Below are 12,953 nucleotides of genomic sequence, written 5' to 3'. Positions count from 1 at the left end.
CGGTCAGTTCCGGTGCGCGAGCGTCAGACGAGGTCAGATCAATGAAGAATAAAAATACACTTAAATCACGTGCCTTTGCGGTCCTTATGGCGGTGGGGTTCGGCGTTGGTGCGCCCCTGTCGGCCTCTGCCGAAACTCTGGGCGATGCCCTTGCTTCCGCGTATAAAAACTCCGGCCTTCTGGAGCAAAACCGCGCCACGTTGCGGGCCACGGACGAGGGGGTCGCAACCGCCCTCGCGGCGCTGCGCCCATCGATCGGGTATAGCGCAGGCACCGATTACAGCTTTACGAACAAGGCATGGGCGACCCAACTGGGGTTCAACGCCTCCATGACGCTGTACACCTTTGGCAAGAACAAGGTGTCGCTCGACATCTCCAAAGAAACCGTTCTGGCCACCCGCGCCTCGCTCGTGAATGTCGAACAACAGGTGCTCGCCGCCGCTGTCGACACCTATATGGATGTGCGCGAGCAAGAAGCCTTGGTCAATCTGCGCAATAGCGCGGTGCGTCTGGCCACACAGAACCTGCGCGCGACCCGTGACCGGTTCGAGGTTGGCGAAGTGACCCGCACACAGGTGTCCCAGTTCGAGGCGCAACTGGCCTCCGTGCGCGCCCAACTGGCGTCGGCACAAGGGACACTGGCCGCGGCCCGTGAGGCCTACAAAAACCAAATGGGGCACTATCCTCAAAACCTCTCGGCTCCGCCCTCGGTGAAATTGCCCGTGACCTCCGCCGATGCCGCCGTGCGTCTGGCCCAACGGGGCCACCCCGCGATTACGGCGCTCCAACATCAGGTCGCCGCTGCCGATCTTGCGGTTGACGGGGCCGAACGGAACCTGTTCCCCGAAATCACCGCCTCTGCGGGGATCGGGGCGAACGATACATCCAGTGGCGTGAACAAATCCTTTGGGATCGCGGCACAGGGGACGATCTATTCCGGTGGTGCTGTCTCCTCGGCAATCCGTAAAGCCATTGCACAGCGTGATAAATCGCGTGCCGAATTGTTGACCGCGACCCGCGATATCGAAGAGGGCGTGCGCTCCAACTGGGCGATGCTGTCGGTCCTGTCCTCGTCGCTGAGCGCGTCACAGGCCTTTGTGCGCGCACAGCGCGTGGCCTACAACGGGGTCAAGGAAGAGGCCGATCTCGGGGCCTCCACTGCCCTCGATGTTCTCGATGCGGAGCAGGATTTGCTCGACGCGCAGGTGTCGGCCATTCAGGCGCAAATCACGGCCGAGACCCAGTCCTACAAGGTGTTGCAGTCGATGGGCCTGTTGACGGTGCAAAACCTGAACCTCAACGTTCCGGTCTATGATCCCGCCGCCTATTACAACGCGATCAAAGATGGTCCAACGCGCTATGTCAGCCCCGAGGGCGCAAAGCTCGACCGTGTTCTTGAGGCGCTTGGCCGAAAATAACGCGTCAATCGGGTCCATAGGATCTTAAACAGCAAATTGTTGTGTCCTGTTGGCGGGGCCGTTACCATCGCAGGTCAACGGCCTGAGAGAGTCGCACGGGGAATCGTATGTCTGATCCAATGACGAATATGAGCGGTGACGAGGATGTTCTGGCGTCTATCCGTCGACTTGTTGTCGACAGCCGTGCTGCGCGTGAACGGATGGCCGCAGCGACACCTTCGGCTGCGAATGGCCCGTCCAACAAATCAACCGGTGCGCCCGAACTGTTTCTTTTGACCACTGATTTTCTGGTGGAAAAGCAGCCGGCCCCCTCGGAGGCTGTTGTTGAAATTCCCCCGCTGATTCTCGGGCCGGAATTGGCCGTTGTCAAACCGACCTCCGTGACCGTCACGTCGAAGGATGACGCTATCGACGCGGTATCAGTCCCCCGTGGCGGGGAGGCCGGAGAGGCCGGGGGCCATAGTGTCGAGGCCGAGGTCGAGGCCGCCAGCGCGGAGGCCGAAGAGGCCGCCGTTGGTGACGCGGGAGGAGAGGAGGAGGCGGCGGCTGCAGAGCACCGCTCCCTTGAGGATGCACGCGCCGCATGGCCCGCCCATTTTGATGACACGCCCGATGGCGCTGCGGCGGAACATGCCGCGCGTCTGAGTCTGGAACAGCGCATCGCGGAGCTTGAATCCGCTGTCGGCGCGGTCGAGGGCGATTGGGAACCCGATGGGTCGGAAAACCTTGAGGGCGAAATCCCGCGCCAATTGCCGCGCGGGTTTGCCGATATTGTTTTGAACATGCGGGCAAAACCATCCGGTGAGGATGCCGCAGTAGAGGATGCGACCGACCCCGATACGCAAGACCCCGATACGCAAGACCCCGATCAGGGGGATGCGGCGTGTGTGGCCGGACACTTTGACGATCGCCCCGAACGTGAAACGGAGGCCGAGGCCGATGACGGTCTGGATGTCTCTTTGGCCGATCTGGTTGGTGAAGACGGATGTGATGAGGTGGCAGATACGCCGCCGTTGGCGGAGGCGGTCACAGAGCCCCTGTCAGAGGCATCAGAACCACGTGACGCGCATATGGCGGACGAGGATCTTCTGGACGAACACATGCTGCGTGCGATTGTGTCGGACGTCCTCAACGAGGAGCTGCGTGGCCAGTTGGGCGAACGTATGACGCGCAATATCCGCCGTCTTGTGCGCCGCGAAGTGCAGCGTGCGCTGTCGATGCGCGACCTTCATTAACGTCTAGCGCTCTATCTCTTGCGCCAGGGTAAGTAGGGCGTCGAGGTCCATGTGGCGCTCGATATGGGCGGCAAGCGCATCCAGAGCGGTCTCGACACCGCCCTCGAAATCCCCGAGCCCCCCCGTGATCCCGAACCGCGCCAAATAGGCGGCGCGAAATGCGTCAGCGGCGAACAACCCGTGTAGATAGCACCCCATGACACGGCCGTCCGCGCGGGCCGCCCCGTCGTGGTGAGGGCCAAGGTCAAGCCATGCACGGTCGCAATCGGGCCCCGTGGTGCGACCGATGTGGATTTCATAGGCGTTGACCTGTGTCCCGCTGGCCAGATCGCGTGCGGTGACTTGGGTGACGCGCTTTTCGGTGCTCATCACGGTCTCGACGTCCAACAGGCCCAGTCCGGCGTGGCGCCCCGCGTGGCCCTCAATGCCCTCTGGATCGTCGATCCATTGGCCAAGCATCTGATATCCGCCACAAATCCCCAACACATGGCCGCCACGACGCACATGGGCGGCAATGTCGATGTCCCACCCTTGGGCGCGCAGATAGGTCAGATCGCCGATGGTGGATTTTGTCCCCGGCAACACCACAAGATCGGCATCGGCGGGCAGGGGGCGCCCCGCCTCGACAATCTCCACCGTTACATCGGGTTCGGCGGCGAGCGGGTCGAGGTCGTCAAAATTGGCGATCCGCGACAGGCGCGGCACGACGATTTTCACATGCCCCGAACCGCGCGATGCAATGTCCATCACGTCCTCGGCCGGCAAGCGGTGTGCCATGTCGAACCACGGGATTGTGCCCAGATCGGCCCACCCCGTCATCTCGGCAATGGCCCGTGCGCCCGCGTCGAACAGGGTGACATCGCCGCGAAATTTGTTGACGGCAAAGGCCGTGATCCGTGCGCGGTCGGCCTCGGGCAAAACCGTGTGGGTGCCGACAAGCTGTGCGATGACGCCGCCCCGATCAATGTCGCCCACGAGCACCACAGGCACGCCCGCAGCCTCGGCAAAGCCCATGTTGGCAATGTCACCCGCGCGCAGGTTGATCTCGGCGGGGCTGCCCGCGCCCTCGATCACCACAATGTCGGCGCTGTCGGCCAGACGGTGAAAGCTTTGCAGGACGGCGGGCATCAGGGTGGATTTGGTTTTGCCGTAATCGCGGGCCTTCATCGTGGCGACCCGTTTGCCCTGTACCACGACCTGTGCGCCGACATCCGTTTCGGGTTTGAGCAAGACGGGGTTCATATCGGTGTGGGGCGCACGACCACAGGCCCGGGCCTGAAGCGCCTGTGCGCGGCCGATCTCGCCGCCGTCCGTGGTCACAGCGGCGTTGTTCGACATGTTCTGGGGCTTGAACGGGGCCACAGCGTAGCCGCGCTGCGTCAGGGCGCGTGCGATGCCCGCAACGAGCATGGATTTGCCCACGTTCGAACCGGCCCCCTGAATCATGATCGCTTTTGCCACGCGGATATCTCCCTCACCTTTGGCGATAGGCATATGGGTTGGGGCCGAAAGAGGAAAGAGGTTCGTCGTCGTCGTCGTCGTCGTCGTCGTCGTCGTCGTCGTCGTCGGGGCCGCGCCGTTTGACGTCGGCCACGGGCGTGCCGTCGAGGTGATAGTAAAAATTGTCGCCCGCCATATCCGCCATCAAATCAAGGCCGGGATAAAAGGCGCGTTCCGCCGGATTGCGCGTCCCGATTTCGAGCAACACCACATCCGTTCCGCTGTTGTTCTGAATGCAATGGCCGATCTCGACGCCGGCTTTGAACCCCACGCTATCCCCCGGTGACAGGGCTTCGGTGGTGTCGCCATGCACCAAGGTCGGATGGCCCTCCAACACATAGACAAACTCGTCCTCTTTCTCGTGCCAATGGGGCAGGGCCGACCATGTGCCGGGCTTGAGCCGTGTGAGATTGACGCCGAATTGCGTGAGGCCCGCCGCATCGCCAAGAGCGCGTTTTTCGCGGGCCTTGGTGTGGTGATGGTGGGGCGGGGGACAGAGCGTGCCGACCTTTGCGGGAACCAGATTCGCGTCGATTTTCCGAGCCATGGGAGCCTCCTTTGCCGATCAGGCTACGGCAGGGCGGGGAGACAGGGAACCAAAAATGCGGACACAAAAAAACGCGCCAGCGAGCAGCTAGGCGCGTTTTTTATGATCAAGAAACAGCAGCGCATTACACGGTGTTGCCAATGGGGCTTATGCAGCTTCCATTTGCTGTGCGTTGCGGCGCTCGCTTTCTTCGCGTGACAGAGCCACGGAAGTACGAATGCCTTTGGACACAAATTCCATCAGGCCGGAGACGACACGTTCGTTCGGGTCGATCCCGGCACAGGAGAGGACTTCGCGGCCATCCCGAGAGCGTGCCCAACGGGCAATCTGTTCGGGGCCATTGCCGTATTTCTTGTCATCGGCAATCGCGTCATCGAGAGCAGCGAGAACCACAGCCGCGAACAGTTTCCGCGAGCGTTGGCCTTGCTCGTAATTAAACGCAGTGCCGTCAACAAAATCAGCCATGAGATGTCCTTGTTTTATTGGTCTTGTGGTGCAGACGTGAGCGGCGTTATGACAGGTCCGCAGTGATTCGGATACACTGCAAATGCATAGCTCCTATGCGTTTACGGAATGTGTACTGCCCCGTCGGCCCCATATTGCGCGGCTTGCACCGCGCCCATGGGCCAGATATAGATCGCGCCAAATGTCCTTCAACCTTTTGCCTTAGGTTTTGCCAATGCCCAAAATTAACGGTAACGAAATTCGCCCCGGAAACGTCCTTGAACATGACGGCGGCCTTTGGTCGGCGGTCAAGGTCGATCACGTCAAACCCGGAAAGGGCGGTGCCTTTGCCCAGGTCGAGCTAAAGAACCTGCGCGACGGTCGCAAACTCAACGAACGTTTCCGCTCCGCCGATAAGGTCGAGCGCGTGCGTTTGGAGCAAAAAGATCAACAATTTCTGTTCGAAACCGATGGAATGCTGACCTTTATGGACTCCGAAACCTTTGAACAGGTTGAACTGTCCGCCGAGCTTTTGGGCGATCGTCGCCCGTTCTTGCAAGACGGTATGACCGTCAAAATCGAGTACTACGAGGAGGAGGCGCTCAACGTTTCCGTGCCGCAAAAAGTGACCTGCCAGATCGTTGAAACGGAACCGGTGGTAAAGGGTCAGACCGCCGCCAACTCGTTCAAGCCCGCGATCCTCGACAATGGCGTCAAAGTCATGGTGCCTCCCTTCGTCGGTCCGGAGGAAATGATCATCGTGAACACCGAAACGATGGAATATTCCGAGCGCGCATAACGCGCCCGATCACAACTATTTGACTGGTTCTGGTCGATTGAACAGCCGCCCCGCACTGTCGGGGCGGTTTTTTCATGCCGTAATCGTGGCGGATCCGGCGGTGAGCGGTCCGGTGGCGCGATCAAACCGCAGATAGGCGATGGCCCGCCCGTTCGATTGGGTGAACAGTGTTCCCGCCTCTTTGCCGCTCCCGGTCAGGATCGGTGTACCGACGGGGGCGGTGCCCTCGATGGCGACCGTGGCCAATCCTTTGCGCAATTCGGTTTTGTGCTTCATCCGTGCGGTGACTTCCTGACCGACATAGCAGCCCTTTTTGAAATCCACACCGTGAAGCCGCTCGAACCCCGCCTCCAGAATATAGGTGTCGGGGGTCAGTTCAATACCGGTCTCGGGGATGCCATGCGCCACGCGGATCGCGTCCCAATCGACGTCTTCGCCCGGGCGTCCGTCATAGGCCCGCCATCCCAGATCGGGGTGACGCGGATCGGCAAACGTTCCCTCGGGCGGGGCGCCCGCACCGCGTGACACCGTGCGATCCGTCAGCGTCAGGGTCACGTCGGAGCGCAGTTTGTACATGTTCAGGCGCTTGGTCAGGGCGTCGGCCTCGGAGGCGGCGACATCCAACAGCACCGCATCGCCCTCGGCCACCAGAAAGAAATCCACCATGAATTTGCCCTGCGGCGTCAAAACGGCCGTGTAGACTGCGCCGTGATCAATGCCGTTCACGTCATTGGTTGTCAGACCTTGCAAAAACTTGCGGGTCTCTGTGCCGGTCAGGGCGATGATGCTGCGCTCGGTCATGTGCGGTCCTTTTGTTTTGCCCTTATATATAGGGCGGGTCGGGGCCAAGTTGAAGCACCGCCTGTGCGGGGCTGACCTCAGGGCGTCGTGATACCGTTTTTGCGATTCAATCGCGGCGGGAAACCCGTTAGGTTTTGCCGGTGAGCCAAACAACGAGATCCCTATGCGCGCCCCGATTTCCGTCATCATCCCGACCCTCGACGCCGCCCCGCAACTGGCCGAAACCCTCACGCGGGTGATGGAGGGGGTCGATGCGGGCGTGGTGCGCGAGTTGATCGTGTCCGATGGCGGATCCTCCGACGACATCGCCCGTCTGGCCGATGCGATCGGGGCCGAGTTGATTGTGGGGGCCGCGGGGCGTGGCGGGCAACTGGCGCGTGGGGCCGAGGCGGCACAGGGCGCGTGGCTGTTGTTCCTGCACGCCGATACGTGGCTGCCCGAGGGGTGGAGCGATGTTGCCTTGGCGCATCTGGCCGACCCCGACCGCGCTCTGGTGTTCTCACTGTCGTTTCGCGGGGGCGGTGCGATGGCGCGGCTCACGGGCGGGTGGGCGCGCCTGCGCACGCGCCTGTTCGGTCTGCCCTATGGCGATCAGGCCTTGCTCGTCTCGCGCGCCCTTTACGACCAGACCGGCGGCTATGCGGATATCCCCCTGATGGAGGACGTCGATCTCGCCCGCAGGCTCGGGCGGGCGCGGATCGTGCTTAGCTCTTGCGCCGTCCAAACAGACCCATCACGCTACCAAGAGCGCGGGTGGCTGATCCAAGGAGGCCGGAACCTTTGGCGTCTTCTGCGCTATCTTGCGGGGGCAGATCCGGTGCGACTGTCACGCTCTTATCGTCGGTGACGGTTTTGCCGTCGGAATACTGCAACCGGTAGAGATCGGCGTAAAGGCCACCACGGGCTAACAATTCGTCATGGGTTCCCTGATCCACCACTTGACCCTTGTCCATCACCACGATGGTGTCGGCATTGCGAATGGTCGACAGACGGTGGGCAATGACAAGCGTGGTGCGGGTTTTGGACAGCTGCTCAAGCGCCTCTTGCACGATTTTCTCGGACTGCGCGTCAAGGGCCGATGTCGCCTCGTCAAGCAACAGGACCGGACGGTCGCGCAACACGGCACGGGCAATCGCGACCCGTTGACGTTGCCCCCCCGACAGGGCCGACCCGCGTGACCCCGCGTTGGTGTCCACACCCGCCTCAAGATGGCCGAGAAACGCATCGACATGCGCGGCCTTGAGGGCGCTGTCCAGATCGGCGTCACTGGCGTCCGACCCCATTAGAACGTTGTCACGGATGCTTTCGTCAAACAGCAATGCATCCTGTGACACGACCGAAAACAACCCGCGCAGCTCCCCGAGATCCAACTGGTTTGTCGGGGTGCCGCCGATGGTAATCGTGCCGCTTTGCGGATCGGCCAAACGGGCCAACAGATGGAAAATCGTGGATTTTCCTGCACCCGATGCCCCGACGAGTGCCGTGGTCTGACCCGCCTTGGCGACAAAGGACGCGCCTTTGAGAACAGGCGTGTCGGTATAGGAAAACGCCACCGCATCGAGCACGATATCGGCCTCGCGTGCGGGCATGGCAAGCGCCACGGGGGCGGGGGGCGACACGATGCTCGGGCGCTCCTTAAAGATGTCATGCACGCGCACCATCGACGCAAGGGCGCTTTGCCATTGGCCCGACACATTGCCAAGACGCCGTGCGGGGTCGATCAACATGCCGACAGCGGTGAAAAACGCCATGAACTCGCCAACGGTTTTCTCGCCGGAAATGATTTCAAGCCCGCCGAAATACAGCACGGCGGCAAACCCGATCCCCGCGACGAAATCGATCAGGGACGGGATGGCCGACTGGCCCCGTGCGGCGCGGATTTCCTCGCCGGTGTATGCGTCGATGGCCCGCTCGAACCGGTCTGTCTCGCGGGTTTCCGTGCCCGCCAGTTTGATGGAGGTGGTGCCGTGATACACCTCGTCGAGACGGTTGGACACGAAACTTGACGCCTCGCGTGCGGCCATGGAATTGCGCCGCACCAGTTTTTGCAAGGTGCGGATCGGGAAGGCGATAAACGGCACGGCGACAAGCGCGAGCAGCGTCCATGCCCAATCCATTGTAAAGGCCACGATCAAAAGCGAGATCACGCCAATCACATCGCGCACAAGGCTGCGCAAAATCGTTCCCCACTGGTTTGATGCCGCTTGGCAATCGCCGCGCGTGCGCTCCAACAAAACACCGGGGGGATACTTGTGGAAAAACGCGCCATCCAGTGTGAGCACATGAGCCAAAAGGTCGGTTTGTAAATGGGCCGCCGATTTCACCCGCACCATCGTCATCAGCACACGGTTGGCGTAGCCCGAGACCGCCCGCACGGCAAAAACACCCAGAATGGCCAGAGCCGTCCATGCGATGCGGCTGCTGTCGGCGGCCACAAGAACGTCGTCGAACATGGGTTTGATCAGGTAGCTGATCAGACCGATCATGCCGCCCTCGATCACCATAAAGACAAAGGCCGCGATCAGCTTTTTCGATTGCGGACGCAGGTATGTGCTGAAAAACCAGCGCAGCAAGTCTCCGGATTGGGTCTTTGGCGTGTTCGGGGACGTGTTCGGGTCAGCGCTCATGGAAACTCCGTCGCGGGTTTGGCGCGCAATCATCGCGCCCATCGGATGGGTGTACCGCCTCATGCGCCCTGCTTCAAGCGCCGCCGTGAAACGCGCCCGTTGAGGTGGCGGTGCTTTGCGGGGGGCGGCGGCGCAGTGTGTGTGGGCCGCCTGAACACGCCCCCTGTGCCGTTTTGGAACATCGTGTTCAATTGACGGTTGCGATTTGCGCGGCTACGCACGTTGGGTCGGGGTGCGTTTTGATGCGCCCCAACACTTTGCCACTTCAACAAAGGTCGCTGCCCTATGTCGCTAGCCAACGGTCGTCACTACCTCGCTATTCCCGGTCCTTCGGTCATTCCCGATCCTGTGTTACAGGCGATGCATCGCCCCGCGCCCAATATCTATACGGGCGAACTGGTCGAGATCACCCACGGGCTTGTCCCCGACCTCAAACAGATTGCCGGCACAGCGGGCCATGTGGCGATGTATATTTCCAACGGTCACGGCCTTTGGGAGGCCTCGCTGACCAATATGGTCTCGCGCGGGGATAAGGTGTTGGTCTGCCTGACGGGCAATTTCGGTATCGGTTGGGCGCATGTGGCCACACGGTTGGGGCTCAATGTCGAGACAATTGATTTTGGCAAACACGCCCCTGTTGACCCCGCGCAGCTTGAAGCCGCTTTGCGCGCCGATACCAAACACGAGATCAAGGCGGTGATGACGGTCCATGTCGACACCGCCACCTCCGTGCGCAACGATATCGCCGCCATGCGCCGCGCGATTGATGCGGCGGGCCACCCCGCGGTCTTCGCCGTGGATTGCATCGCCTCGCTGGGCTGTGACCGCTTCGAGATGGACGCATGGGGCGTGGACGTCATGATTGCGGCGAGCCAAAAGGGCCTGATGACGCCTCCCGGAATGGGGTTTGTGTGGTTCACGGACAAGGCCTTGTCCGAGGGCAAAACCGCCGATCTGCGCACGCCCTACTGGGACTGGACCACGCGGGCCGAGCCATTCCACCTGTATGAATATTTCGACGGCACGCCGCCCACCCACCACATTTACGGGCTGCGTCAGGCCGTGGATATGATTCTGGACGAGGGGCTTGAAAACGTCTGGAAGCGCCATGAAATCCTTGCGGGGGCCTATTGGGCGGCGGTGGATCAATGGGGCTCGGACGGGGCGCTGCGGTTCAATATCGCCAACCCCGCGCATCGCTCGCATGCTGTCACCACACTGTCGTTGGGCAATGGCGATGGCACCCGTTTGCGCGATTGGTTGACCGAACACCTCGGGATCACCTTGGGCATTTCGCTCGGGTTCGGTGGCATCGGTTCGGACGAATCCCACGGGTATTTCCGCATCGGCCACATGGGCCATATCAACGCCCACATGGTGCTTGGCATCGTCGGCGCGGTGGAAACGGCGTTTAGCGCCCTCGACATCCCGCATGGCATCGGCGGTACGGTTGCGGCCTCCTCGTTCCTGTCACAGACCGGATCAAAGGTCGCTGTTGTGCCGTCCGAGACCTCTTGCCGCTGTTGCTAGGCCAGATCGCCGAGCGCCAAAGGCAGGCGTTCGGCAAACACCGCGATCTCGGCGGGTAGACCCACCGAGACGCGGATGCAGCGGTCGAGCGGCGCGATACCGGGCATGCGGACAAAGACGCCGCGACGGGCCAGAGCGGCCAAAAGCGCCCGCGCATAATCGCCGTCCCGCCCGCAATCCATCGTCACAAAATTGGTGGCCGAGGGCAGGGGCGTCAGCCCGTTGTCTTGTGCGATCTGTGCAAGTCGGGCGCGCCCCGCCGCGACGGTTTTCAGGGTCGCGCCGAGGTAGGCGTGGTCGCTCAATGCCGCGACTGCCCCCGCAAGTGCGATGCGGTTGACGCCGAAATGATTGCGCACCTTGTCAAAACTTGTGGCCACATCGGGGTGGGAAATGCCATAGCCGATGCGCGCCCCCGCCATGCCGTAAGCCTTTGAAAAGGTGCGAAACCGGATCACGCGACGATCCGCGGGATCCACCGGCGGGCGCGTGTCATCCGCGGCAAATTCGGTATAGGCCTCGTCAAGCACCATCAAACAGCCCTCGGGCACGGCCGCGATCATATCCTGCACCACCTGCGCGGAATGCACCGATCCCATCGGATTGTTCGGATTGGACAAGTAGACCAGTTTCGCACCAACCGTGCGGGCCGTGTCGATCAGGGCCATCGGGTCCTCGTGATCGCCATCATAGGCCACCGTGTGCAACACGCCGCCAAACCCCGCAACATGGTAGTTGAACGTCGGATAGGACCCCGCCGAGGTCACGACCGCATCGCCCTGATCCACATAGAGCCGCACCAGAGTGCCGAGCAGCCCGTCGATGCCCTCGCCCACGGTGATGCACGCGGGGTCAATGCCGTGGTGGGCGGCAAGGGCCGCGACCAAAGGCGCATTATCGGGGATGCCGTATTTCCAGATGTCCGACAGCTCGGCCTGCATCGCGGCGATGGCCACGGGGGAGGGGCCGAACGATAGCTCATTGGCCCCCAGACGCGCCTCGAACGGCGCACCGCGTGCGGCCTCCATGGCTTCGGGCGCCACGAATGGAATGGTGGCGGGCAGGGTTCGGGCGCGGTGTGTCTGTCTTGGATCGCTCATGCGCCTGTCTTGGCCCAAACCCGCGCCCCGTGCAAGCGCCGCTGCGTCACAGATGCAAATCGCGCCACGCCTCGCTAGGCTTTCTCCGAAAACCGGAGGCTCCCATGACCGACACGTCCCAAGTGATCCAAAACGCCCAAGACCCCCAAGCCAATCAGGAAATCGTGACCCTTGAGGTGATCGACCGTATCGCCCATCTGACGTTGAACCGCCCCGCAAAGATGAACGCGGTCTCGGTCGAACTGGTCGATGTGCTCATCGCCCAAGTGGCCAAAATCGCCGCCTCGGACGCACGGGTGGTGGTGTTGTCGGGCGCGGGCGATGCCTTTTGCGCGGGATTGGACACGGCGAATTTTACCAAATTCATGGGGGCGGATCTTGACGATTTGGTCATGGCGCGCACCCACGGCGACGCCAATGCATTTCAGGCGTTCTCGCTCTGCCTGCGCGACCTGCCTGTTCCCGTGATCGCCGCGCTTCAGGGCGCGTGTTTCGGGGCGGGGATGCAGTTGGCCATCGCCGCCGATATCCGCATTGCCGCTCCTGACGCGAAACTGTCGATCATGGAAATGAAATGGGGGCTGATCCCCGATATGGGCGGGATGACGATTTTTCCCACCGTGCTGCGCTCGGATGTGCTGCGCCAGATGATCTATACCGCCGATGTCTACCCCGCGCCGCAAGCGCTCGCGATGGGCGTGGTCACGGAACTGGCCGACGATCCAAAGGCTGCGGCGCTGGCTCTGGCGCAAAAGATCGCGGGCAAAAGCCCCTCGGCCATCCGCGCCGCCAAACGGTTGATCGCGGTGGCCGAGACCACGCAGGACCGCCCCCATGTTCTCTATGAGGAAAGCCGCGAACAGCGTGACCTGATCGGCAAACCCGACCAGATCGAGACGGTGATGGCCGCAATGCAAAAACGCGCGGCCGTTTACAAATAGGGCTTCGGCCC

Annotated in this window: 11 protein-coding genes and 1 pseudogene; 6 read left to right on the top strand and 6 right to left on the bottom strand. The window is 61.9% G+C overall.

All coding sequences use genetic code 11. From position 1 onward, the window contains the following. Positions 1–41 precede the first annotated feature (41 nt). Together ACN0Q0_RS01585 and ACN0Q0_RS01580 are read left to right on the top strand one after the other, a co-directional pair. Positions 42–1,418 carry a TolC family outer membrane protein gene (locus ACN0Q0_RS01585; RefSeq protein WP_417241594.1) on the top strand — a complete coding sequence of 459 codons (1,377 nt, stop codon included), beginning with the start codon at positions 42–44 and terminating at the stop codon, positions 1,416–1,418. Between the two features lie 107 nt (positions 1,419–1,525). Next, positions 1,526–2,653: a hypothetical protein gene (locus ACN0Q0_RS01580; protein WP_417241593.1), complete on the top strand. Its 1,128-nt coding sequence runs from the start codon at positions 1,526–1,528 to the stop codon at positions 2,651–2,653. Positions 2,654–2,656: 3 nt separating this feature from the next. Here the strand turns inward: ACN0Q0_RS01580 and ACN0Q0_RS01575 are convergent, their stop codons facing one another. From ACN0Q0_RS01575 to ACN0Q0_RS01565, 3 genes are all read right to left on the bottom strand, one after another. Continuing rightward, entirely contained in the window at positions 2,657–4,114 is a 1,458-nt protein-coding gene (locus ACN0Q0_RS01575; protein ID WP_417241592.1) for a cobyric acid synthase, read from the bottom strand. A 13-nt stretch (positions 4,115–4,127) separates the two neighbouring features. Further along, positions 4,128–4,700, bottom strand: a complete 573-nt coding sequence (locus ACN0Q0_RS01570; protein ID WP_417241591.1) for a cupin domain-containing protein — start codon at positions 4,698–4,700, stop codon at positions 4,128–4,130. 147 nt (positions 4,701–4,847) lie between these two features. Continuing rightward, the gene (locus tag ACN0Q0_RS01565) at positions 4,848–5,165 is read right to left on the bottom strand and encodes a DUF6280 family protein (protein WP_062219544.1); all 318 of its coding nucleotides are present in this window, start codon (positions 5,163–5,165) and stop codon (positions 4,848–4,850) included. 214 nt (positions 5,166–5,379) lie between these two features. On the opposite strand from ACN0Q0_RS01565, the gene efp reads away from it, so the two are divergent. Continuing rightward, a complete protein-coding gene (gene efp, locus ACN0Q0_RS01560; protein ID WP_417241590.1) occupies positions 5,380–5,943 on the top strand; it encodes an elongation factor P in 564 nt (187 codons plus the stop codon). A 72-nt stretch (positions 5,944–6,015) separates the two neighbouring features. Here the strand turns inward: efp and ACN0Q0_RS01555 are convergent, their stop codons facing one another. Next, entirely contained in the window at positions 6,016–6,744 is a 729-nt protein-coding gene (locus ACN0Q0_RS01555) for a YgfZ/GcvT domain-containing protein (protein ID WP_417241589.1), read from the bottom strand. A 163-nt stretch (positions 6,745–6,907) separates the two neighbouring features. On the opposite strand from ACN0Q0_RS01555, the gene ACN0Q0_RS01550 reads away from it, so the two are divergent. After that, positions 6,908–7,591: a TIGR04283 family arsenosugar biosynthesis glycosyltransferase gene (locus ACN0Q0_RS01550; RefSeq protein ID WP_417241588.1), complete on the top strand. Its 684-nt coding sequence runs from the start codon at positions 6,908–6,910 to the stop codon at positions 7,589–7,591. Between the two features lie 241 nt (positions 7,592–7,832). On the opposite strand, the pseudogene ACN0Q0_RS01545 reads toward ACN0Q0_RS01550, so the two are convergent. Then, positions 7,833–9,371, bottom strand: a pseudogene (locus ACN0Q0_RS01545) (ABC transporter ATP-binding protein); the annotation flags it as partial. 285 nt (positions 9,372–9,656) lie between these two features. Here ACN0Q0_RS01545 and ACN0Q0_RS01540 point away from each other — a divergent pair. Further along, positions 9,657–10,901 carry a pyridoxal-phosphate-dependent aminotransferase family protein gene (locus ACN0Q0_RS01540; RefSeq protein WP_417241587.1) on the top strand — a complete coding sequence of 415 codons (1,245 nt, stop codon included), beginning with the start codon at positions 9,657–9,659 and terminating at the stop codon, positions 10,899–10,901. Here ACN0Q0_RS01540 and ACN0Q0_RS01535 read toward each other — a convergent pair. Continuing rightward, on the bottom strand, positions 10,898–12,001 hold the full coding sequence (locus ACN0Q0_RS01535; RefSeq protein ID WP_417241586.1) for a pyridoxal phosphate-dependent aminotransferase: 1,104 nt from the start codon (positions 11,999–12,001) through the stop codon (positions 10,898–10,900). The two genes, ACN0Q0_RS01540 and ACN0Q0_RS01535, sit on opposite strands and share 4 nt — an antisense overlap. A gap of 104 nt (positions 12,002–12,105) precedes the next feature. Between ACN0Q0_RS01535 and ACN0Q0_RS01530 the strand changes: the two genes are divergently transcribed. Beyond that, entirely contained in the window at positions 12,106–12,942 is an 837-nt protein-coding gene (locus ACN0Q0_RS01530) for a crotonase/enoyl-CoA hydratase family protein (protein ID WP_417241585.1), read from the top strand. Positions 12,943–12,953: the final 11 nt, after the last annotated feature.

The sequence above is a fragment of the Celeribacter sp. genome, from assembly GCF_048259695.1.
In the GTDB taxonomy this organism is placed as follows: domain Bacteria; phylum Pseudomonadota; class Alphaproteobacteria; order Rhodobacterales; family Rhodobacteraceae; genus Celeribacter.
Note: the sequence above shows the minus strand (reverse complement) of the source record. Positions and strands in the feature narration are given on the sequence as shown.

Bases quoted from the DNA above. Each gene is read 5' to 3' on its own strand.
- ACN0Q0_RS01585 (WP_417241594.1), top strand. From the start codon at position 42: ATGAAGAATAAAAATACACTTAAATCACGTGCCTTTGCGGTCCTTATG.
- ACN0Q0_RS01580 (WP_417241593.1), top strand. From the start codon at position 1,526: ATGTCTGATCCAATGACGAATATGAGCGGTGACGAGGATGTTCTGGCG.
- ACN0Q0_RS01570 (WP_417241591.1), bottom strand. From the start codon at position 4,700: ATGGCTCGGAAAATCGACGCGAATCTGGTTCCCGCAAAGGTCGGCACG.
- ACN0Q0_RS01565 (WP_062219544.1), bottom strand. From the start codon at position 5,165: ATGGCTGATTTTGTTGACGGCACTGCGTTTAATTACGAGCAAGGCCAA.
- efp (WP_417241590.1), top strand. From the start codon at position 5,380: ATGCCCAAAATTAACGGTAACGAAATTCGCCCCGGAAACGTCCTTGAA.
- ACN0Q0_RS01555 (WP_417241589.1), bottom strand. From the start codon at position 6,744: ATGACCGAGCGCAGCATCATCGCCCTGACCGGCACAGAGACCCGCAAG.
- ACN0Q0_RS01550 (WP_417241588.1), top strand. From the start codon at position 6,908: ATGCGCGCCCCGATTTCCGTCATCATCCCGACCCTCGACGCCGCCCCG.
- ACN0Q0_RS01540 (WP_417241587.1), top strand. From the start codon at position 9,657: ATGTCGCTAGCCAACGGTCGTCACTACCTCGCTATTCCCGGTCCTTCG.
- ACN0Q0_RS01535 (WP_417241586.1), bottom strand. From the start codon at position 12,001: ATGAGCGATCCAAGACAGACACACCGCGCCCGAACCCTGCCCGCCACC.
- ACN0Q0_RS01530 (WP_417241585.1), top strand. From the start codon at position 12,106: ATGACCGACACGTCCCAAGTGATCCAAAACGCCCAAGACCCCCAAGCC.